The sequence below is a fragment of the Pseudarthrobacter sulfonivorans genome (assembly GCF_031454915.1).
GTDB classification, from domain to species: domain Bacteria; phylum Actinomycetota; class Actinomycetes; order Actinomycetales; family Micrococcaceae; genus Arthrobacter; species Arthrobacter sulfonivorans_C.
Map to the genome: position 1 here is coordinate 177577 of NZ_JAVDRS010000007.1, position 21062 is coordinate 198638.

The 21062-nt window shown below is 67.4% G+C and carries 21 protein-coding genes, 2 pseudogenes and 2 riboswitches; of the genes and pseudogenes, 13 read left to right on the forward strand and 10 right to left on the reverse strand.

The window, feature by feature from the left end:
* Positions 1-58 precede the first annotated feature (58 nt).
* Genes J2808_RS16160 through J2808_RS16175 form a run of 4 tightly spaced genes read left to right on the forward strand, consistent with a single transcriptional unit; the run spans position 59 to position 3172 of the window.
* Positions 59-997 carry an aminodeoxychorismate lyase gene (locus tag J2808_RS16160; protein WP_309818639.1) on the forward strand — a complete coding sequence of 313 codons (939 nt, stop codon included), beginning with the start codon at positions 59-61 and terminating at the stop codon, positions 995-997.
* 5 nt (positions 998-1002) lie between these two features.
* A complete protein-coding gene (locus J2808_RS16165; protein ID WP_309818641.1) occupies positions 1003-1485 on the forward strand; it encodes an NUDIX hydrolase in 483 nt (160 codons plus the stop codon).
* 10 nt (positions 1486-1495) lie between these two features.
* Positions 1496-1960, forward strand: a complete 465-nt coding sequence (locus tag J2808_RS16170; RefSeq protein ID WP_309818643.1) for a pyridoxamine 5'-phosphate oxidase family protein — start codon at positions 1496-1498, stop codon at positions 1958-1960.
* A gap of 15 nt (positions 1961-1975) precedes the next feature.
* Positions 1976-3172, forward strand: a complete 1197-nt coding sequence (locus J2808_RS16175) for an acetyl-CoA C-acyltransferase (RefSeq protein ID WP_309818644.1) — start codon at positions 1976-1978, stop codon at positions 3170-3172.
* Between the two features lie 112 nt (positions 3173-3284).
* On the opposite strand, the gene J2808_RS16180 is transcribed toward J2808_RS16175, so the two are convergent.
* A complete protein-coding gene (locus J2808_RS16180; protein ID WP_309818645.1) occupies positions 3285-3779 on the reverse strand; it encodes a hypothetical protein in 495 nt (164 codons plus the stop codon).
* 106 nt (positions 3780-3885) lie between these two features.
* Positions 3886-4001: riboswitch (SAM riboswitch) on the forward strand.
* 13 nt (positions 4002-4014) lie between these two features.
* On the opposite strand from J2808_RS16180, the gene J2808_RS16185 reads away from it, so the two are divergent.
* Genes J2808_RS16185 through J2808_RS16200 form a run of 4 tightly spaced genes read left to right on the forward strand, consistent with a single transcriptional unit; the run spans position 4015 to position 6506 of the window.
* The gene (locus J2808_RS16185; RefSeq protein WP_309818646.1) at positions 4015-4290 is read left to right on the forward strand and encodes a DUF1737 domain-containing protein; all 276 of its coding nucleotides are present in this window, start codon (positions 4015-4017) and stop codon (positions 4288-4290) included.
* Entirely contained in the window at positions 4287-4697 is a 411-nt protein-coding gene (locus tag J2808_RS16190; RefSeq protein WP_309818647.1) for a rhodanese-like domain-containing protein, read from the forward strand. Before J2808_RS16185 ends, J2808_RS16190 begins: the two co-directional genes overlap by 4 nt.
* A complete protein-coding gene (locus J2808_RS16195) occupies positions 4698-5906 on the forward strand; it encodes an O-succinylhomoserine sulfhydrylase (RefSeq protein WP_309818649.1) in 1209 nt (402 codons plus the stop codon). It abuts the gene before it with no gap.
* Between the two features lie 39 nt (positions 5907-5945).
* A complete protein-coding gene (locus J2808_RS16200) occupies positions 5946-6506 on the forward strand; it encodes a methyltransferase family protein (RefSeq protein ID WP_309818651.1) in 561 nt (186 codons plus the stop codon).
* On the opposite strand, the gene J2808_RS16205 is transcribed toward J2808_RS16200, so the two are convergent.
* Positions 6442-7344: a LysR family transcriptional regulator ArgP gene (locus J2808_RS16205; RefSeq protein ID WP_309818653.1), complete on the reverse strand. Its 903-nt coding sequence runs from the start codon at positions 7342-7344 to the stop codon at positions 6442-6444. The genes J2808_RS16200 and J2808_RS16205 overlap by 65 nt on opposite strands.
* A gap of 70 nt (positions 7345-7414) precedes the next feature.
* On the opposite strand from J2808_RS16205, the gene J2808_RS16210 reads away from it, so the two are divergent.
* Both J2808_RS16210 and J2808_RS16215 read left to right on the forward strand, forming a co-directional pair.
* Positions 7415-8038 carry a LysE/ArgO family amino acid transporter gene (locus J2808_RS16210; RefSeq protein WP_309818655.1) on the forward strand — a complete coding sequence of 208 codons (624 nt, stop codon included), beginning with the start codon at positions 7415-7417 and terminating at the stop codon, positions 8036-8038.
* A 158-nt stretch (positions 8039-8196) separates the two neighbouring features.
* The gene (locus J2808_RS16215; protein ID WP_309818657.1) at positions 8197-8859 is read left to right on the forward strand and encodes a hypothetical protein; all 663 of its coding nucleotides are present in this window, start codon (positions 8197-8199) and stop codon (positions 8857-8859) included.
* Here J2808_RS16215 and J2808_RS16220 read toward each other — a convergent pair.
* From J2808_RS16220 to J2808_RS16235, 4 genes and pseudogenes are all read right to left on the reverse strand, one after another.
* Positions 8818-9012 (reverse strand): annotated as a pseudogene (locus tag J2808_RS16220) (beta-mannanase); the annotation flags it as partial. The gene J2808_RS16215 and the pseudogene J2808_RS16220 overlap by 42 nt on opposite strands.
* Position 9013: 1 nt before the next feature.
* Positions 9014-10240, reverse strand: a complete 1227-nt coding sequence (locus J2808_RS16225; protein WP_309818659.1) for a glutamate--cysteine ligase 2 — start codon at positions 10238-10240, stop codon at positions 9014-9016.
* An 86-nt stretch (positions 10241-10326) separates the two neighbouring features.
* Positions 10327-11850 carry a UDP-N-acetylglucosamine 1-carboxyvinyltransferase gene (locus J2808_RS16230; protein WP_309818661.1) on the reverse strand — a complete coding sequence of 508 codons (1524 nt, stop codon included), beginning with the start codon at positions 11848-11850 and terminating at the stop codon, positions 10327-10329.
* A gap of 113 nt (positions 11851-11963) precedes the next feature.
* Positions 11964-12710, reverse strand: coding sequence for a siderophore-interacting protein (locus J2808_RS16235; RefSeq protein WP_309818663.1), 747 nt, complete (start codon positions 12708-12710; stop codon positions 11964-11966).
* A gap of 102 nt (positions 12711-12812) precedes the next feature.
* On the opposite strand from J2808_RS16235, the gene J2808_RS16240 reads away from it, so the two are divergent.
* The gene (locus tag J2808_RS16240; RefSeq protein ID WP_309818791.1) at positions 12813-15671 is read left to right on the forward strand and encodes a GNAT family N-acetyltransferase; all 2859 of its coding nucleotides are present in this window, start codon (positions 12813-12815) and stop codon (positions 15669-15671) included.
* A 49-nt stretch (positions 15672-15720) separates the two neighbouring features.
* On the opposite strand, the gene J2808_RS16245 is transcribed toward J2808_RS16240, so the two are convergent.
* Genes J2808_RS16245 through J2808_RS16255 form a run of 3 tightly spaced genes read right to left on the reverse strand, consistent with a single transcriptional unit; the run spans position 15721 to position 18793 of the window.
* Positions 15721-16515, reverse strand: coding sequence for an energy-coupling factor transporter transmembrane component T family protein (locus J2808_RS16245; RefSeq protein ID WP_309818665.1), 795 nt, complete (start codon positions 16513-16515; stop codon positions 15721-15723).
* The gene (locus tag J2808_RS16250) at positions 16512-18143 is read right to left on the reverse strand and encodes an ABC transporter ATP-binding protein (protein WP_309818666.1); all 1632 of its coding nucleotides are present in this window, start codon (positions 18141-18143) and stop codon (positions 16512-16514) included. Before J2808_RS16250 ends, J2808_RS16245 begins: the two co-directional genes overlap by 4 nt.
* Complete coding sequence (locus J2808_RS16255; protein WP_309818668.1) at positions 18143-18793, reverse strand: ECF transporter S component; 651 nt, start codon at positions 18791-18793, stop codon at positions 18143-18145. Before J2808_RS16255 ends, J2808_RS16250 begins: the two co-directional genes overlap by 1 nt.
* Positions 18794-18863: 70 nt before the next feature.
* Positions 18864-19000: riboswitch (TPP riboswitch) on the reverse strand.
* Between the two features lie 56 nt (positions 19001-19056).
* Here J2808_RS16255 and J2808_RS16260 point away from each other — a divergent pair.
* Positions 19057-19599, forward strand: coding sequence for a heme-degrading domain-containing protein (locus J2808_RS16260; RefSeq protein WP_309818670.1), 543 nt, complete (start codon positions 19057-19059; stop codon positions 19597-19599).
* A gap of 13 nt (positions 19600-19612) precedes the next feature.
* On the opposite strand, the pseudogene J2808_RS16265 reads toward J2808_RS16260, so the two are convergent.
* Positions 19613-20571 (reverse strand): annotated as a pseudogene (locus J2808_RS16265) (IS481 family transposase).
* Positions 20572-20745: 174 nt separating this feature from the next.
* On the opposite strand from J2808_RS16265, the gene J2808_RS16270 reads away from it, so the two are divergent.
* Positions 20746-21009, forward strand: a complete 264-nt coding sequence (locus J2808_RS16270; RefSeq protein ID WP_309818672.1) for a DUF4235 domain-containing protein — start codon at positions 20746-20748, stop codon at positions 21007-21009.
* Positions 21010-21062 lie beyond the last annotated feature (53 nt).

A 21062-nucleotide genomic window follows, 5' to 3' on the forward strand; every position in this document is an offset into this window, starting at 1 on the left:
GTTTCCGGCCGGGCAATGACCACAGCTTAGCCGCGCCGGGCCCGACTAAGCTGGAGCCATGACTTCTCCTGCGCCCGTGGTGCTCGTTTTCCTTGACCCCGCGTTCCCGGCCGGGCGGCTGGCCGACGCTTCGCAGCCACAGCTGCTGGCCACGGACCAGGGTGCCACGCGCGGCGACGGGATATTCGAATCCATGCTCGCGGTAGGCGGGGACGTCAGGAAGCTGCAGGCCCACCTTGACCGGCTCGGCGGCTCGGCGGAGACCCTCGACCTGGTCATCCCGGCGCAGGAGCAATGGCGCGCGGCCATCGCAACCGGCGTGGCGCAGCACCGTACCCAGCACCCGGCGCGTTCCTCCGCCGAGGACGAAGTGGTGGTCAAGCTCGTGGCCACGCGGGGCCCCGAAGGCGCGGACTCCCCCACATGCTGGGTCCAGGTTTCACCGGTGGGCGCCCTGGGCCGCCGCCAGCGCGAGGCCGGCATTGACGTCATCCTGCTGGACCGCGGCTACGACAGCGACGTCGCCGAACGGGCGCCGTGGCTGCTGCTTGGAGCCAAGACCCTGTCCTATGCGGTCAACATGGCGGCCCTGCGGCACGCACACAAACAAGGCGCCGACGACGTCATCTTCCTGTCCACCGACGGCCGGGTCCTGGAGGGCCCCACGTCCACTGTCCTGCTGGCGCATGTGGAAACAGCCGACGACGGCGCAGGCGCCCGCACGATCCGCCGGCTCATCACGCCCCAGCTGGACACCGGGATCCTCCCCGGCACATCGCAGGGTGCGCTGTTCACCGCCGCCAAAGCGGCGGGCTGGGAGCTGGGCTACGGTCCGCTGGAGCCGCAGGACCTGCTGGACGCCGACGCCGTGTGGCTGATTTCCAGCATCAGGCTGCTGGCGCCCGTGAACCACATTGACGGCAAGGAGATCGGCACGCCGGCCCTGCAGAAGCAGCTGACTGCCGAACTCAACGCACTGTACGCAGGGGTCCAGTAGACGCGATGACCGTTCGCAGCGCGGGAATCCTGCTCTACCGGCACGGCGCGGCAGGTGGGCTGGAGATCTGGTTAGCACACATGGGCGGACCGTTCTGGGCCGGCAAGCAAGCCCACTCCTGGTCGCTTCCCAAGGGCGAATACCAGCCCGACGAAGATCCCCTGGCGGCAGCCCGGCGCGAGTTCACCGAAGAGATCGGCACACCGCCACCGGCCGTGGACTACTTTCCATTGGGCGCATTCCGGCAGCCGTCCGGGAAAGTCATCACGGTTTTCACGGCGGAGTCCGGCTTCGAGCCTGGCCGGATCGTGAGCAACACGTTTCCGCTGGAGTGGCCTAAAGGCTCGGGGACCATCCAGGACTTTCCGGAAATAGACGACGCCCGGTGGGTCACCGCCGCCGAGGCCCGCACCAAGCTTGTCAAGGGCCAGCTTCCCATCCTTGATGCCCTCGGCCAGCACCTGTTCGAACGGCCGGATCATCCGTAACGTGTGGTCCATGAACTCGCACACGCAGCACGCTGACAACCTGACCTTCGACCAATGCTGGGAATTGCTTGAAGGCGACACTGTAGGACGCCTGGCCCTTGTGGTGGACGGCCATCCGGAAATTTTTCCGGTTAACTACGTCGTGCACCGGCGGAGCATCGTTTTCCGCAGCGCTGGCGGCTCCAAACTGTGGGGAGCCGAGGCGGCGCGGCCCGCCGCGCTCGAGATTGACGGCTACGACCCCCACACGGAAGAGGCCTGGAGCGTGGTGGCACGCGGGGACACCGACGTGATCCAGGACCAGGCCGACAAGGACGCCGTGGATGCCCTGAACCTGGAACCCTGGCAGCCGGGGCCCAAGGACAGCTACATCCGGCTGTCCGCCAAAGCCCTGACCGGCCGCCGTTTCCAGGTCACCAAACCGGATGTCTGGAACACGAGGTTGTCGGACCGCCGTCGGGCTTCCTTCGAGTAGCCGGAAGGCACAGCCATGAGCAACGACACTCACGTCCCTGTCATCCTGGGCGGCGCACGCACTCCGTTCGGGAGATTTCGCGGCGGGCTTTCCGGTTTGTCGTCCAGCGAACTCGGTGCCCACGCCATCCGGAAGGCGCTGGAGCGAACCGGCGTGGCTCCGGAGCAGATCCAGGCTGTGATCGTGGGGCAGGTCATTCAGGCGGGCGCCGGCCAGGGGCCCGCCCGTCAGGCCAGCCTCGCCGCCGGCATCGGCTGGGACGTGCCCACGGTCACCATCAACAAACTGTGCCTGTCCGGCCTGACCGCCGTGATCGACGCCGCCCGGATGATCCGCGCAGGAGAGGCCGACTTCATTGTTGCGGCGGGCCAGGAATCCATGACCAATGCCCCGCACCTGCTGCCCCGGCTCCGGGGTGGCGTTGCCATCGGCGATGCTCCGTTGCTGGATTCGTTGAACTTTGACGGCCTCCAGGACCCCCGCTCCGGCGAACTGATGGGTTCCGCCACAGACGCCGGCAACGCCCGCCTTGGCATCAGCCGGCAGGACCAGGACACCGTCGCGGCCCGTTCCCATCAACGGGCGGAAGCCGCCCGGGCGGCCGGGATCCTGGCTGAGGAAATCGCTCCCGTGGAGGTCCCGCAGCGCCGCGGCCCCGCCGTCGTGATTGATGCTGATGAAGGGATCAGGCCGGGCACGACGCCCGAAGCCCTTGCCTCGCTTAAACCCGCCTTCTCCGCGGCGGACTCAGCCACCATCACCGCCGGGTCATCCTCACCGCTGTCCGACGGCGCGGCCGCCGTGGTGGTGGCCAGCAAGGCCGCGGCGGAAGCCGCCGGACTCAGCTGGATTGCGGAGATCGGCAGCCACGGCCAGACTGCCGGGCCGGACGGCTCCCTGCACTCCCAGCCGTCCCGCGCCATCGAGCGCGCGCTGAAACTCGAGGGGCTGAACGTCACTGACCTGGACCTCATTGAGGTCAACGAAGCCTTCGCGTCGGTGGTGCTGCAGTCCGCCAAGGACCTGGGGATCGACGCCGAAAGGATCAACGCCGACGGCGGTGCCATCGCTTTGGGCCATCCGGTGGGTGCTTCCGGGGCCCGCCTCGTGCTGCACCAGGCGCTTGCCTTGAAACGCCGTGGCGGCGGCACGGGCATTGTAGCCCTGTGCGGCGGCGGCGGCCAGGGCGAGGCCCTGATCCTCAAGGCCTGACGCCGGGCGTTGCCGGACCGTCAAGGAGTGCGGCCGGCAGCGGGTCGCGCTATCGGTCCTCGCAGTCATACCGGGCCACCCCGGCACCGTCAGCTGTCCGGGGCCGTCCGGATCAGGCGCCCCGGATTATCAGCGGCACAAGGCGCTGCGCACAGGAGACCTGGACCAGGGTCTGCGGCCCGGGTGCCGCGCGGTTGTTCACCCCGGTGTCGTCGCACCAGTCCACGTTGTACGGGTAAGCGGTGACCCCGGCTTTTCCCGGGGACATTCCTGCCGGGACGGTGAACACGAAAGTGAAGCCGCCGTCGTCGGTCATGGGTGCGAGCTCTTTCAGTACGGGTGTGCCGGACTTATCCAGGACCTCCACGGCGACCTGTGCGTCCTGGCCGTAGCGCGCATCGCACTTTGTGTCCGGGGCGCTGACCGTCACCCGGTCCCCCGGTTGCGCTTCCGACGGCGTGACGGTGAATTCGGGCGGCATGCACGGCGGCAGCGCGAAAATGTTCCGGCAACCACTGAGGCCCAGCATCATGAGGACGGCACACAGCGCGACGGCAAGGGTGCGCAGCCAGGCGCCCGCCAGAAAATTCCCGCCGCTTTTCCCCATGACTCGATTGTCGCGCCGGGGCACAGGTCACGGAAGCACGTGTTGGTTACGGAACATGACGACGGCGGCGGTGCCGCCGGGCGGGCCGGATGTTACGTTTTTGGGGAGTAATGAGAACCGGCGCCAAGCCCTGACTGGCCGGTCGGCAACCCTCCCTTTCGCGGCGGGGTGCCTCAGGTGAATACTCGGCATATCGACCCATTCGAGCTGCAAGCGTGAGAGAAGGAGATCCGTCGTGTCTGACGCACCTGCCCCTGAAGAGAAACTGTCGTACCGGCTTGTCACCGGTCCGGACGACAGGTCTTTCTGTGAACGGATTTCCACCGCCCTGGCCGAAGGTTACGTGCTGCACGGCAGCCCGGCAGCAACGTCCAACGGCGGCCAGGTGATCGTTGCGCAGGCACTCATCCTCCCGTCTGCCATCGCCACCGCTGACGCCGCCGTGGCCACCGCCGTGGATGACCTGTCGACAAGCGATGACATCGAGTTCGACGGCGAGGGCCACGCATGAGCTACGCCGGAGACCTCACCCCGCGGGAAGCCTGGGCCAAGCTGGAGCAGGGCGCCATCCTCGTCGACGTCCGCACTGAAGGCGAATGGGCCCACATCGGCATCCCCGACACCAAAGCCACGGACAACGATCCCCTGTTCATACCGTGGACGTTCCCCGGCGGCATTCCCAACGCCGATTTCATCACCGACCTCACGCAGCAGGCCCCCGAGGACAGCGGCACCGAACTGCTGTTCATCTGCCGCTCCGGCCAACGCTCCGTCGCCGCGGCGATAGCAGCGACGCAGGCCGGCTTTACCTCCTACAACGTCCTGGAGGGCTTCGAAGGCGAGCCGGACCGCTACGGCGAGCGCACCGTCAATGGCTGGAAGAACAGCGGCCTGCCCACCAACCTCGGAAGTCGTTAAGTGACATTCAACGAAGACGCCGCCGGCTGGAGCGCCGACACGCAAGCGGTCCGCGGTGGGCTGGACCGCACCAACTTCCAGGAGACCACCGAGCCGGTTTTCCTGAACTCGGGCTTCGTCTACGAGTCCGCTGCCGCAGCCGAGCGCGCCTTCACCGGCGAAGACGTACGGTTTGTCTACTCCCGGTACGGCAACCCTTCAGTGGCCACCTTCCAGGAGCGCCTCCGGCTGCTCGAAGGCACCGAAGCGTGCTTCGCGACGGCGTCGGGCATGTCAGCGGTTTTCACCGCCTTGGGTGCCCTGCTGGCTGCCGGTGACCGCGTGGTTGCCGCGCGGTCTTTGTTCGGCTCCTGCTTTGTGATCCTGAACGAGATCCTGCCGCGCTGGGGCGTGGAGACGGTGTTTGTTGACGGCCCGGACCTGGACCAGTGGCGCGCCGCCCTGTCCGAGCCCACCACCGCGGTGTTCTTCGAATCACCGTCCAACCCGATGCAGGAAATCGTGGACATCGCCGCGGTCAGCGAACTGGCGCACGCCGCCGGGGCCACCGTGGTGGTGGACAATGTCTTCGCCACTCCCCTGCTCCAGCGCTGCGGACAGTTCGGCGCGGACGTGATTGTGTACTCGGGCACCAAGCACATCGACGGCCAGGGCAGGGTCATGGGCGGGGCCATCCTGGGCACCAAGGAATTCATCGACGGCCCGGTCAAGCAGCTGATGCGGCACACCGGCCCAGCGCTGTCCTCGTTCAACGCCTGGGTCCTCACCAAGGGCCTGGAGACCATGTCACTTCGCGTGAACCACTCTTCCGCCTCCGCGCTGCGGCTGGCCGAGTGGCTCGAACAGCAGCCGGCGGTCAGCTGGGTCAAGTACCCGCTGCTCAAGTCGCACCCGCAGTACGAGCTCGCGGCCAAGCAAATGAAGGCTGGCGGCACCGTCCTCACGCTGGAACTGGCGGCGACCGGTGGGCACTCCGGCAAGGAAGCCGCCTTTGCGCTGCTGGACGCACTGCGGATCATCGACATCTCCAACAACCTGGGCGACGCCAAGTCGCTGATCACCCATCCGGCCACCACCACCCACCGTGCCATGGGCCCGGAGGGCCGCGCGGCCATCGGCCTCACGGACGGCGTGGTCCGCCTGTCCGTGGGGCTGGAGGACGTGGACGACCTCATCGGCGATCTCGAACAGGCGCTGAAGCAGGTCTGACGGCGCGCCTTGCCGCGGGTCTTTTCGGAAGGGCAGCGGATGACTGGACTTCCGGACTGGGAGCGGCTGCTGTCCAACATCCCGCTGCCGGTGGAGAACCTGGCCGGTATCGCGGCCGGCGTGGTACTGCAGCATGCTGTTCCGCTGCGCACCGGACTGGCGCCGTCCCTGGTGCGGGCGGCCGGGGTGGCCTCGCTTGCCGCCAGCGGAGCAGTGGTCTCCTGGGCCTGGCTTGCCGCCCGCAGCACCCGTTTGGCGGATCCCGATTCCTTGGTGACCACGGGGCCATACGCGCTTTCGCGGAACCCGATGTATGTGGGGTGGGCGCTGGCGCACCTGGGTGTGGGCCTGCTGCGCGATGATTCGTGGACCTTGGCGGCACTTCCCGTGGCGGCTGCTGCCATCCACCACCAGGTGCTCCGCGAAGAGGAGGCCTTGGCGGCCGCATTCCCGGTGGAGTTCAGCCGGTACCGCCGGTCTGTGCCGCGCTACGTCCCAAGCTATCTGCCGCGTCCGCGCCGTGCTGCGGACCGGGTCAGGCTCCGGGCTGGCGGAGTTGCCGGGCCGCCGTCTCACGCACCGCGCCTGTCAACTGGTTGAGCACCGGAGAATCGATCTTCCATCGTTGCCAGTACAGCGCGACATCCACGGGGTTCCCGGGGGCCAGATCCACGAGGTGTCCGTTCCGGAGGTCGGCCAGGCACTGCTGCTCGGGCAGCAGCCCCCACCCCAGTCCTAACCTGATGGCCTGCGCGAACTCGCCCGACGACGGCACATAGTGCCGCGGCGCAGTCAGGTCCGCGTCGGTCATGGTGCGGAAGAAACCGGCCTGGAGATCGTCCTTGCGGTCGAAATCCACCACCGGCGCCTGGCTGCCGGCCACGAACTCGGGGCCGTCCGGCCACCAACGCCGCACATAACCCTGGCTTGCTACCGCCCGGTACCGCAGGGAACCCAGAGCCTCCACGCTGCAGCCCTGGACCGGCTCCGGCGTCGCCGTCACCGCGGCCATCACCGCACCCGTGCGCAACAGCCGGGTGGAATGCTGTTCGTCCTCCCGGCGCAGCTCAAAGCAGGCGCCGAGGTCCGCCGGAAGGCTTGCCAGCGCAGGCAAGAACCAGGTGCTCAGGGAATCGGCATTCACCACGAGCGGGATGGGAGCGTTCGGCGTGGCCCCGCTGCCGCCGAGCTCCTGCCGGGCGTCCCACTCCAGCTGCCGGACCTGCCGGGCGAACCGCAGCACGGCCTCGCCGGCGGTGGTCGGCCGGACGGGGCTGGTGCGCTGCAAGAGGATCTGGCCTGCCGCGTCCTCCATCGCCTTGAGGCGCTGCGAGATGGCCGACGCCGTGACGTACAGGCTGCGGGCCGCCGCTTCAAGGGTGCCCTCCTCCACAACCGCGGCGAATGTCCTGAGCTGCTCCAATTGGAAAGTCTTCATTAGATTTCCTTAATAGAACTAAGAATATTTAGCTGGAGTAATCATATGTCCCCGCCCTACCGTGGAAGATATGGATTTCATAGGACTGCTCGCCCCTGCCGCACTGGGCTTCGGGACGGGGCTCGCTCTGATCGTGGCCATCGGCAGCCAGAACGCTTTTGTGCTGCGGCAGGGCATCCGCGGCGAGCACGTGGCCGCCGTCGTTGTCATCTGCAGTGTCTCCGATGCGGTCCTCATCGCCGCAGGCATTGCGGGGGTGGGGGCGCTGTTGCAGTCGAACCCGGTGATCGTGGACGTGGTCCGGTTTGCCGGAGCCGCCTTCCTCGTGGCCTACGGCGTCATGGCGGCGCGACGCGCAGTGCGTCCCGGAACCTTGACGGCATCGGGGCGGCAGCCCGCCGTCGGCCTCGGCGCCGCACTCAGCACCGTCCTGGCCCTGACCTGGCTCAACCCGCATGTCTACCTGGACACGGTCCTGCTGCTGGGGTCTGTGGCCAACCAGCAGGCGCAGGACCTGCGGTGGTGGTTCGGTGCGGGCGCGATCGCCGCCAGCCTTGCCTGGTTCAGCGCCCTGGGCTTCGGGGCGCGGGTCCTGCGGCCCTTCTTTGCGCGGCCTTCCTCGTGGCGCATCCTCGACGGCCTCGTCGCTGTGGTGATGCTGACGCTGGGAATCCGGCTGGCGGTGGGGGCCTGAGGGCCCGGAGGCTGATGATGTGCGGGCTGTTTAACCGGCGGCCGTGGCCGGGGGGTGTTGACTGCGGTCTTGTTGACCTGCGGGGTGCTGCGGCGTAGTTTCAAGGTCATCTCCGCGATGCCGCTGGGCCACCGCATCTGCCGGACCTGGAGCCAGCCATGCAAGGAACTAGCGCCACCAGACCTTACAAGAACAGACCCTACAAACGGGCCGGTACGGTCATCGTTGCCGCGAGCTGCTGTTGGGGTGTGGGGGTCTCCTTCGTGGGGATGGTGCACGCCACCAAGGACCCTGCCGCCAGGCTGGCGATGCTGCAGCGAAGCCGCGGGCCTTGGGTGGCCGGGCAGTTCCTGGCAGCGGCCGGCACCGCGGCGGTACCGGTCGGGTTCGTCCGGTTTGCCCAGGCCATCAGGTCGGGCCCCTCGAAGACCCTCGCTTCCGGAGCAGCGGCCGCCCTGCTCGCCGGCGCACCCCTATTCATTGTTGCTCTCGCTGAGCGCGCCTCCGACTTGGAGAAGTTCGCCTACCGCAGGGGTCCGAGCTGGCCGTTCCTGACCTATGCAGGTTTGCACATCGGCGCCCTCGCGGCCTTGGGGCCGGGACTCCTGTTGTTGCCGCTGAACCCCTGGACCGGTGTTGCGGCGGTGGCCAGCGTTCCTGTCTTCGGCAGCATCCTGGCAGGCACCAAGGACATCCCGCCGTTCGTCTTTTACCTCGTGGAGGCGGCAGTGGGGGCCCAGCTGATGCGGTATGCGGAAATCCGGCAGGCGGAAACCGGGCTACCGGCGGGCAGCCAGCGCCGCGGCGAGAGCCTGGGCTGAGGCAGTGCTGCTGCTGATCCGCCAGTCCGTCTCTTTGTTGAAGTTGAACCAGACGAACCCGGTGACGTCCGGCTGTGTCCGCAGGTAGGAGACCAGCACCGTGTTCCAGTCCGGCTTGCTCCCCCCGGCTTCAGTGCTGGCTGTGGATGACAGGTCAGACCTGGCGTACGCGCAGCAAATCCGGGGCGTCATCAGCCTCCGCCATCCCTGACGTCCCGCGCATCGTGAGGCCCACGGCGTGGGCAACAACGGCACCCAGCCCGCCGTCGTCAGGGGCTGATTCCATCGCCGCGTCCCGGACCCGGCGCTGCTCGGCGGAGCCTGTGCCCCGGGAAATAATTTCCTCCACACCCTGGCGGGCCAGGGACAGCTCGTCCTGTTCCGCGAGCACGGGCGCCAGGTAATCCACGAGGGAACGGACCACGTCCACTGCCGGGGCAGGCCGGAAGGTGCCGAAGTCCAGCAGTTCGCCGCCCAGGCCACTGCTGCTCGCCTGCCAGGCCGCCATCCTCAGGAGCACTGTGGGCACCGGCGCGGGCTCCACCCCCTCCCGCCATTCCCTGCTGGCGGACTCCACCATGGCCCGCACCAGCACTGCGATCAGGGCAGCATCCTCGGCCCGGAGGCAGACATCGGCCACCCGGACCTCCACCGTGGGGTGGTTTCGGGACAGCCGGGCGTCGAAATAGATCATGCCTTCGTCCAGCATCACTCCACTGTCCAGCAGGCGCCTCACCACCCGCCGGTACTGGGAGTAGGTGCCGAAGATGGCGGACGGACCCGACGTGGGCCACCGGTTCCAGGCCTGTGTGCGGTAACTTTCGAATCCCGTGGACAGCCCCATCCAGAACGGCGAATTGGCGCTCAAGGCGGTGAGGACGGCCAGCTTGTCCCTGATCCTGTCCAGAACGGCCACGCCTTCGTCCTTGGACTCGATAAAAGTGTGGACGTGGAAGCCGCACGTTAGCTGTTCCTGCGCGGTCAGGCCAAACCGCTCCAGCATGCGCGCATACCGCGGGTCGGGGGTGGTGTGGCTCGCCAAACCAAACGGGGACGTGGCCAGCGCGGCCACCCGGGCACCGTACTTCTGCGCTGCCTGGTCCGCGAGCAGGCGGCCCGCGCGGATCTGCGGCAGCAACTCGGCGTACTCGAGGCACGGACGCGTCTGGGTCTCGATCTGCTCCAGCTTCAGCTCGGCACTCAAGCCCATTTCGTCGTCGTCGTAGGCCGTTTTGTCCGTAGTTTCCAGCGCATGCTGGTCTGGCGGTGCGTCGTCGGCCGCCAGCCGATGCTCCGCAAGCAGGGCGTCCGCCAGCGCAAGCGGCAGCCCCGAATCCGGATCAACGATCAGGAGTTCTTCCTCGACGCCGAATGTTCGCATGCTTATATTGTGCGTCAACCGGGCGGGGCCGCGGCAGCCCGATCCGAAAGGCCGGAGTTCGAACGCTGCCGGCCGGGCGCCGGCGCCTAGTCCTGGAAGTACTCCACCTTGGCGCCGATGGTATTGAGCCGTTCGGCCAGATCCTCGTAACCACGCTCGATCACGTAGATGTTGCGCAGCTCGGACACGCCCCGCGCGGCAAGCATGGCCAGCAGCAGGCAGGCGGCCGGGCGGAGGGCCGGCGGGCAGCCCACCTCGGCGGCGCGCCACTTGGTGGGTCCGTTGATGTAGATCCGGTGCGGGTCCAGCAACTGCACCTGGGCGCCGAGCCTGTTGAGCTCCGTGAGGTAGATGGCGCGGTTCTCATAAACCCAGTCGTGGATCATGGTCTGGCCGTGGGCGTTGGCCGCGATGACCGCGAAGAACGGCAGGTTGTCGATGTTCAGCCCGGGGAACGGCATGGGGTGGATCTTGTCCTCCGGCGCCCGCAGCTCAGAAGGCTTCGTGGTCACATCCACCAGCCGCGTGCGGCCGTTGCGCGCCATGTACTCCCCGGAGATCTCCAGTTGCTGGCCCATCTGCCCCAGCGTGGCCAGCTCGATCTCCATGAACTCGACGGGGACACGCCGGATGGTCACCTCCGAGTTGGTGACAATGCCCGCGGTGATCAGGCTCATCGCCTCGATGGGGTCCTCGGACGGGAAGTATTCAATGTTAACGTCGACATTCGGCTGCCCGGTGATCTTCAGCGTGGTGGTACCCACGCCCTCGATCTTAACGCCGAGCATCTCCAGGTAGAAACAAAGGTCCTGGACCATGTAGTTGGGGCTGGCATTGCGGATCACGGTGGTTCCGCGGCGGTGGGCCGCGGCCATGATCGCATTCTCGGTTACGGTGTCACCGCGCTCGGTCAGCACGAAGGAGCGGTCCTCGGCATCCGGTTGCGGGGCCCGCACGGTGTAATAACCGGCAGTCGCTTCCACGGACAACCCGAACTGGCGCAGGGCCTGCATGTGCGGCTCGACGGTACGGGTGCCCAGATCGCAGCCACCGGCGTAAGGAAGCCGGTACTCGGCGGACTCATCCAGGAGCGGGCCAAGGAGCATGATGACGCTGCGGGTGCGGCGGGCGGCGTCCACGTCCATGGCGGCAAGGTCCAGAACTGCGGGGCGGCGGAGCTGGAGGTCGGTGTCGTTAAGCCAGGTGCATTCCACCCCGATGCTGGTCAGCACCTCAACGATCCGGTTGACCTCTTCGATCCGGGCGAGACGGCGCAGCACGGTGGTGCCGCGGTTGATGAGGCTGGCGCAGAGCAAGGCCACACCGGCATTCTTGCTGCTGTTGACATCCACAGCCCCGGACAGGGTCCGGCCGCCTTCGATCCGCAGGTGCGTCATCTGCGGCTTGCCCACCTTGACGATGCTGCGCTCGAAGATCGCTTCGAGCCGCTGGATCATCTTGAGGCTGAGGTTCTGCTTCCCCTGCTCCATCCGGGCGATGGCGCTTTGGCTGGTTCCCAACGCCTCGGCAAGCTGGCCTTGGGTCCAGCTCTTTTCCATTCGGGCGTCCTTGAGCGTGGCAGCAATGTGCTCGGCGGTTTCCTGACTCATGGATAAAAAATATCACGGATGAGCTATTTGGGGGAGATTTCATCCTCCCAAGCCCGGATTAGGGGGCCCCTACCCGGCTCATGCGATATTTATCACTGATGGCGGATATCCAACTACATTGCCCGCCAGTAGCCTAGGGCATTGATCCGCGCCTTATCCACACCCAGGCTTCTGCGGAGGTATTTGGTGACGGCACGCGCGCTTGAGGCCTCGCAGGCCACCCAGAAGTAGTCCTCGTCCGCGGCCACCGTCGACGCGTTCAGCGCTTCGATGACGTCTTCCACCAGCGCGGCGCCGCCGCGTTTGCGCGGGATCCAGTGCACGACGTCGGACGCCCGGGTCCGCAGCCCAAGCGAGGAATCGGCGTCGTGCTGGTATTCAAGCCACACGGTCACCGGCGTGACGCGGCCGGCTACAGCGTCGATGATCCGCAGCTCGTCCAGCAGGGAGTTGATGGCGGGAACGGACGCAGGGTCGCCCACCATCCAGATGCGGCGCGGGAGGGGCTTCGGGAAGTCGAAGGCGCTGCCCTGGACGGTGGCCTCGATGGTGTCGCCGGGCCGTGCGCCGCGCGCCCAGTTGGCGGCAATGCCGTCATGCATCGCGAAATCCATGCTGAACGTACCGGCCTCCGGGTCCGCATCCACCAGGGTATAGGCGCGCTGGTGCCCCTTGCCGCGGTCGTCGAACCACAGGCGGATCCACATGGTTGCGTGCAGGTCACTACCCGCCAGCAGGCCACCGTCCCGTACATGTAGCCGCAGGAAGTCGGGAGTGATCTCCTCGCGCCCCGTGACCTCCAGCCGGAAGTCCTTGGCGCCCATGACTTTGAGGACAACGCCTTCCCAGCTGCGCTTCAAGCAACACTCCTTCACGAACCGCCCCGATTTTGAGAACCGGGCCTGGGCCACCTATCTTGAACTAAAGCAAGCCTAACCTAAGCTCGAAAGTGGCCCGTGACTATGACGCCTGCCCCGCCGCACCGGCCCGCCCCGGCAGGTGGCCCCGGCACGTACCGCGACCGCTGGGGGATTCCGCATCTGTGGGCCGAGTCCACCGACCAGCTCGCCCATCTCCAGGGTCTTAACGCGGCAACGGACCGCTCGTGGCAGATCGAACTCGAACGCTGGCGCTCGGAAGGCCGCACCGCCGAAATGCTGGGTGCCGACGGCCTGCACTGGGACCGCTTCGCCCGGCAGGCAAGGCTGGATGACACGGCCCGCCGCTGCTTCGAAGGGCTCGACGACGCCACCCGGCTTTGGTGCGAAAGTTACGTGGCGGGAATCAACCAGGCCTTGACCGACGGGTTACGCGGCGGGTCCGAATTCAAGGAATCGGGCACCGCGCCCGAGCCTTGGAACCCATGGACGCCCTTGGGTGTGTTCCTGGTCCAGCACATTCTGTTCTCCACGTTCCCCAACAAACTCTTCCGTGCGCACGTCGGCAAGACACTGGGCCCCGAGGCCGTCGGCCTGTTCAGCATCGAGGCCCCCGTGTGGTCCGGCAGCAATGCGTGGGCCGTGCACGGCTCGGCGACAGCAAGCGGCAAGCCGCTCATCGCCGGCGACCCCCACCGCCTCCTGGAACTGCCCGGCGTGTACCAGCAGGTGCGGCTCGCGTGCCCCGAGTTCGACGCCATTGGCTTCGCGTTCCCCGGCGTGCCCGGGCTGCCACACTTCGGCCACACCGGACACACGGCCTGGGCCATTACCAACGCCATGGCCGACTACCAGGACCTCTTCGAGGAGCATTTACGCCGCGTCCCGGCAGGGGCTGCATCATCCGGCACCATGCAGGCAGGCATTGCGCCGGGAAGCCCTGCGCCGTCCGGCATCGAGGCGCGCGGCCCGCTCGGCTGGGAACCCGCCCTCGTGGGTACGGAAACCCTCCAAGTCCGCGGCGGCAGCCCCGTGGCGGTCGAAATCATCGAGACCGCCCGCGGTCCCGTCATTGCCGGAGGACCCGACGGCGGCGCCCTCAGCCTGCGGTTTCCGGCCCGGGTGGAGGCGCGCTTGGGTTTCGAGGCCCTCCTGCCGCTGTTGCAGAGCCGGTCCGTAGCCGACGTGGAAGGCGCACTGGCTAAGTGGGTGGAGCCGGTCAACAGCGTTGTGGCGGCCGACACCGCGGGCACCGTACGCCATTTCCTCGCCGGGCTGGTGCCAGAGCGGAACCACGCCAACCGCCGCACGCCCGTGCCGGCGACCGCATCCGAACATGCCTGGACCGGCATATATGCAGCCTTGCCCAGTTCCGAAGTGACCCGCTTTGCCGTCAGCGCGAACGACCGCGATGCTGGCGGTGGGGACGCCCTTGGCATGGAGTTCGCGCCTGCCCACCGCGCCCGGCGCATCCGCGAGCTCCTGGAAGCCCACCCCGGGCCACTGACGGCGGACAGCATGCAGGCTATCCACTCAGACACGTCCTTGGGGCCCTGGCCCCAAGGACGCGCGCTGCTTGAAACCCTTGATGCCGGCTCGCTGTCTGCCGAGGCGGAAACCCTCCGTGCGCGGCTCCTGGGCTGGGATGGGCGCATGGATGCCGGCAGCACGGAGGCGGCCGGCTTCGCGACGTGGCGTGGCATGCTGGTCCGCCGCATTGCCCGTCATCCCGCCCTGGCCCCGCTTGGAGCGCCCACGGGCTACGCGCCGTTGTTTGGGCCATGGCTGTCGGTGGCGTCGCGGGTGGGATTCGCCCTCGAAACCCTGCTGGTTCGGGGGCCGGAACTCGGCATCAGCCCGGCCATCGAGGCGGCTGCGGCACTGGAGGAAGCGGCACTGGAGGAAGCTGTGCGGGACGAGGCGGCGCGGGACGAGGCCGGGGCGCGCGATGACAGCTGGGGCGGGCGCCACCAGCTCCTGGCCGTGCATGAACTCCCAGGCGCCCTGGCCAACGCCATCCCCACGGCACCGCTCGCCGGTGACACCGGGTGTGTGCTGTCCACCGAAAGCCTGCCCGGCGTCGAGGACCGAAGCTTCCGCGGACCGGTTGCCCGTTATGTGTGGGACCTGGCCCACCGGCAGGAGAGCCGCTGGGTTGTCCCGTTCGGCGCCGCGGGAAACCCGGAGCACCCCCATTTCGCGGACCAGTTGCCGCTGTGGGCCGCCGGGGAGTTGATTCCCGTGGTCACGGACTGGACGCAGCTCACCCCGGACACTCCGCCCACCCCGGACGCCACGCCCACCCCCGAAACCTCAGCAGACCCCCGGCCCCCTAAGGAAACCATGACCGCCAGCACCCAGGACTTCGCCGTCCGTGCCACTGTCCACGCCGAAGAGCTCGAGGGCTGGGGGGCGCTGCGGATCGTGCCGCTGGTCCCCACAGAAGACCTCGAACTCATCTACGGATGGGTCACCCAGCCGCGGGCCAGGTTCTGGGGCATGACCGAGCACTCGCGCGGGGACGTGCTGGAAATCTACGAGTTCCTCGACTCCCTGGACACGCACCATGCCTTCCTGGTCCTGCTCGACGGCGAGCCGATGGCGCTCTTCCAGACCTACGAGCCGCTGCACGACCCAGTGGGCGAGGTCTACCCGGCCCGCGAGGAAGACATCGGCATGCATCTGCTGCTGGCTCCGTCCACCCGGCCCGTCCCTCACTTCACACCGCGACTCGGCGCATCGCTCGTCCGCTACATGTTCTCCGTGCCGGGCAAGGACAGGATCATCGTGGAGCCGGATGCCCGCAACGCCAAGGCCCTGCGCCGGCTCGAGGCCACCTGCTTCGAGCTCGGACCCATCGTCCAGTTGGCAGAAAAGGAAGCCCAGCTGGGGTTCCTGACTCGTGAGGGCTTCGACCGGTCCGAGCCGTTGCGTTCCCGCTGACCCGGAACCAGAACATGCGGCCCAGCCCACGGGCCTCGTCCCTGGCCCGCTACCGCCAGACGAAGTTCCAGGTCCCCATCCCGGCAGCGGCAACCACCGCGACCGCCGCGATCAGCACACCGCCCAGCACCACCCAGACGTCCAGCAGCGAATAGGTGGATTCCCGGGCCCACGTGCGCTGACCGGTGCCAAAGCCGCGCGCTTCCATGGTGACGGCGAGCCGGGATGCACGGCGGATCGCCTGGACGAGCAGCCCGAACCCCTGCCCGAGAGTGGCCCGCAGCCGCTGCAGCGGGCTGCCGTGTGAGCCCACACCGCGGGCCCGCCGCGCCATGCCGATGGTCTGCCATTCTTCGGCCAGGAGTCCCACGAGCCGCATCGCGGCCAGGGTGCCCAGCACAAACCGGTGCGGCAGGCGGGCCTTCTGCGCCAGGGCGTCGGCGAGGTCAGTGGGGTCCGTACAGGTCATCAGCAGGATCGCCGGCAGGGCAATCGCGAGTCCGCGCAGCATAAAACCGAGCCCCAGCTGAAGGGAACCTTCGCTGATGGACCAGATCCCGACGTCGAGCAGTACAGCACCGCTGTCCGCCGCGACGATTGCCGTGCTCCAGCCGCCCACCGCTGCCGCAAGGATGAGCGGCCAGCCGCGCTGCCAGAGCAGGCGCAGCGTGAGCCCGGCGAGCGGGAAGATCGCCAGCTCAGCCGCGAGTGCCACTGAGGCGGACACCCAGTCGATGGACAGTGCCAGCACCAGCGTGATGAGGAAAACTGCGCCGAACTTGGCCAGCGGATTGGCGCGCGTCAGCAGCGCGTAGTTACCCCGGAGGGTGAGTGTGTCCCTCATGCCGCCCCTGCTTCCTGGCGGGCGCCGCCCAATGAGGCAGGGCCCAGGCGCAGTTCGGTGCCGCCCAAGACGGCGCTGAACTCTACGTCGTGGGTCACCGAAACCACGGAGGTTCCGGCGTCGAGCAGTTCGGACAGGAACGACGCGAGCTCGGCCCACGTATTGGCGTCCTGGCCGAACGTGGGTTCATCGAGGACCAGCACCCGCGGGTGGGCCGCGAGGACGGTGGCCACCGACAGCCGTCGTTTTTCACCGCCGGACAGCGTGTACGGGTTGGCGTCCACCAGATGCGTCAGCCGCAGCCGCTCCAGCAGCTCATCAACCCGCTCCTCGCCATGCTCCAGGTGACGCGGACCGAACATCAGCTCGTCCAGCACCCGGCCCGTGACGAACTGGTGCTCGGGCTCCTGGAACACGGTTCCGATGCGGGAAATCAGCTGCTTGGCTTTCCACGTGAAGGGATCGATTCCCGCACCATCGGAAAGCTCGACGGCGGCAGACACCTTTCCGGACACCGGAGCCAAAAGGCCGGCCAGGGTCAGGGCGAAGGTGGACTTGCCGGCGCCATTGGGACCGGTGACCGTGAGAGCCTGGCCGGCGCGGACCTGGGCGGTGATGCCCGTGAGCACCGGCACTGGGGGGATAGTGCGGAAGCCGCGGCGGCGTGGCCGCTCGCGGGAGACGGCAACTTTCTCGGCGGCCAGCAGCAGCTGCCCGTCAACGGCGGAACTGTCACCGTTATCTCCGGCACGGGGGCGGGTGGCCGGGACGTAGCCCGGCACCCACACGCCGGCACGGATCAGCATGTCGCGAGCCTCGGCGAGCACCTGGTCCGGCGGGCCGTCCAGGAGCACGCCGGACGAGCTGCCGGGAGTGCTGCCTGAGCTGGAAGCCGAACCCGGTTGCAGGACCACAATCCGGTCCACCAGGTCCTTCCAGACGGACACTCTGTGCTCGACAACCACCAGCGTGGCGCCGGTTTTGTCGAGGCAGCGGCCCACTGCATCCCGGACTTCCAGGACACCGGCGGGATCGAGGTTCGCGGTCGGCTCGTCCAGCAAAATCAGCCCGGGCCGCATCGCAAGGATGCCCGCCAGCGCCAGCCGCTGCTTCTGGCCGCCGGACAGGGCCGACGTCGGGTGGTCCAGCGGGAGCCCGGCGGCGGCACCTGCGCCGGCACCGCCCCCCGCGCCTCCGGCACTGCGCAGCCCCACGTCCTCAAGCGCCTCCTCCACGCGCCGCCAGATCTCGTCCCGCGGAACGGCCAGGTTTTCGGCACCAAAGGCGACGTCGTCGCCCAGCCGCGAGAGGACCACCTGTGTTTCCGGATCCTGCTGCATGAGTCCGGCACGGCCACGCTGGCTGCGCGGCGCAACGCCGTCGATCAGCAGCGAACCGGTCTCGTCAGCGTCGTCCTCTTCATCCCCCAGCACGCCGGCGAGCGCGTGCAGCAGCGTTGATTTGCCGGCACCGGAGGGGCCCAGCAGCAGCACGCGCTCCCCTGGCGCGATGTCCAGGTCAAGCTCCTGGATGGCGGGCGCGGCACGGCCGGCGTGCCGCCAGCCCCAGCCACGGGCGGATACCGCAGCGGGACGCACTCCTGAAGCGCCGGCGTCGGAAGCCGCCATCAGTTGAAGACAGGCTCCGAGGCGGCCTTCCGGGAGGCAAAGGCGCTCAGCACACCGGTCTTGGCCAGGCCGCGGGTGGCAGCCCAGGACACGGCGCCGGCAATGACGGCGCCGGAGATGGCGCAAAAGACGATGTAGGCCAGCTTGTCGCCGGGCTCGTACGCGATGTTCCAGCCCCACGGCATAAAGGAGTCATTCAGGCCGCAGAAAAGTCCTGCCGCGGCCCCGGCCAACAGGGCTGTGATGAGGTTGTACTTCTGGTGCAGGAAGGACTTGTACTTGAAGTTGCCGTAGACCAGCAGGAAGAACACCAGTTCCGCGCCGAGGCCCTGCAGGACGCCGGAGATCAAAACGGTGGTGCCGTACTGGGAACCCATCATGAGTTCGCCCGTGGCGGCAACCGCCTCGCAGAACAGGGCCGCGCCCGGCTTGCGGATGATGAGCATGCCCAGGACGGCGGGAATCATCCAGCCGCCGGCGATCAGGCCGGTGAGGGGCGGGTATGTGGCGTTCATCGGCGCGGACAACAGCGCCGCACCCTGGGACCAGGCCCAGAAGATGACACCGCCTGCGATGGCGATCAATGCCGCCACCACGATGTCCACAACGCGCCAGGTATAGCCGGTCTTCTTCGTGCCTACTGTTGTCATTTCTGCCTCCTGAGGTACAAGAGGGGAGAGTTCGCGGTTTCGGCACGGCCTGCGCCGCCCGGATCCGGACACTCTGAGAAGCTCGACTCCCTTGCGCCGGTACTAACCGGATCAGGTTCGAGGGTCTGCGGATGTCCGCACTCTCAGCGCCCTTCCACCGGCTGCATTGCTGCAGTGACCGACGGCGGCGCTCCCCTGTCGTAAATAAATCTGCCCTGATGGGCGTGTCCAGTTTACACCGCAGGCGGGGTAGATTGTGGGCCATGACAGCCGAATCCCCCCGTATGACCGTGTTCGATCCCGACTCCGGCGAGAGCCAGCCCAAGGAGGCGCTCGAAGCCCTGATAGCAAGAATCGAGGCCGAGGTGGGTGAACTGCAGTTCCCGCGGTTCACCAAGGACGATTCCCTCAACCTGGGGCTGCTGCTGGTGGAGCTTGGCAAGACCCGGAAGCTGCCCATCGCCATCGACATCACCAAGGGTGACCAGGTCCTGTTCCACGTTGCCCTGGACGGCGCCACACCCGATAACGAGCACTGGATCCGGGCGAAGCAGCGCACGGCCGCACGGTATGAGGTCCCGTCGCTGCTGGTGGGCCTGCAAGGCAGGCTGCGGGGCGGCCGGATCGAGGACCAGGGCTGGTACGACGAGTCCACCTACGCAGCCCACGGCGGATGCTTCCCGCTCTACGTCAAGGGAGTCGGTGCGGTGGCCACGGTGACGGTTTCGGGCCTGCCCCAGCAGCAGGACCACGACCTCGTAGTGGAGGCGCTGCGGGAAATCCTGACGTCGATGCGGACGGGCTAGGTGTACCCGGCCATTAGGTTAGTGACACTCGCGTGATCGGGGTGCCTTTGATGGCGGCGTGGATGCGTTCAGTGTTGTAGTAGTTCAGCCACGGGTCAAGTGCCGCAGCTCGTTCGATGTTGCTGGTAAATGGCTTGGCGTAGGCCCATTCGGCTGCCAGGGTCCGGTTGAAACGCTCGATCTTGCCGTTAGTCCACGGGCAGTGAGGTTTTATGAACCGCTGTTCGGCGCCGAGCTGTGCCGCGGCGGCCTTGAAAGCGGCGGACTTCCGGTAGGCGAAGGCGTTGTCGGTGATGATGCGTTCGATTGTCCTGATGCCCTGCGCTTTGAAGAACCCGGCGGCTCGGAGGAGGAATGCCGCCGCGGTCGGGCCTTTCTCGTCCGGGTGGATTTCGGCGTAGGCCAGGCGGGTGTGGTCATCGATGGCGGCGTGGATGTAGTCGAATCCAATGCCGCGCCCGCGGACCTTCTCCGAGCGGCCATGGGCGCGCCAGCCCCCGCCGTCAGGGATCCTTCCGAGTTTCTTGACGTCCACATGGTCAGCTCTCCCGGGCGCTGGCGTTCGTAAGGGACCGCCGTTGACCGTGTGGCCCGGATGAGGGCACGGGTAACGGGGTCGCAGGCAGCAAGAGGTGGGAGCCCGCATCGGGTGAGGATCCGCGAGATGGTTCGTTCGGGAACCCCGGTGGCACGGCTCAACCGCGCCGGCCCGCACTTTAACTCCGTCCTGGCGGCGATGACCGCGGCCTCCCGCTCGGCGCTGGTCTTGGACGGGGTCCGGTGAGGGCGGCTGGATCTGTCGAGAAGACCGGCCTCAGCCTCCGCCCGGAACCGCTTCACCCAGCCGTGGGCGCATTGCCGGGAGACACCCAGTTCCTTCGCGACGTGGGCAACGGGCCGATGATCACCGATCACTCTTTCAACGAGAAGAAATCTCCCATGAAAGGTCAGACGGGCATTAGCGTGGGACATGAGGACCTCCGTGGCCGTGAAGATGTCAGATACCTCCACTAAGCCCCGGGGGCCCTCCTCACTTCAAGACTGATGTCACCAAGCTCATGGCCAAGTACAGCTAGGTGCTGGCCCCCCGGCCCGATGACGTTAGGCTAAAGGCAGTCCCCGATCCGCCCACAAGGAGTTCAACACATGAACCTGTTCATCAAGCTGCTCGGCACAGGAGTCAGCCTTGGCGCCGGATTTGTCGGCACCAAGGTGGTCAACGCCATCTGGGAAAAGTCCACCGGCCGCAAGCCGCCCACAGGCAAGGACGAAGACACCCCCACCAGCCTGCACTCGGCGCTGACGTTCGCGCTGATTTCAGCCTCGGTCAGCACCATCATCCAGGTGCTCGCCAACCGCGGCACGCAGCGGGCCATCACCCGCTTCGCCAAGAGCCAGGACATCGTCTAGCCGAGCTGCCAGACAGGCTCACGCCCCAGTCAGTAACCGCCGGGTGATTACCC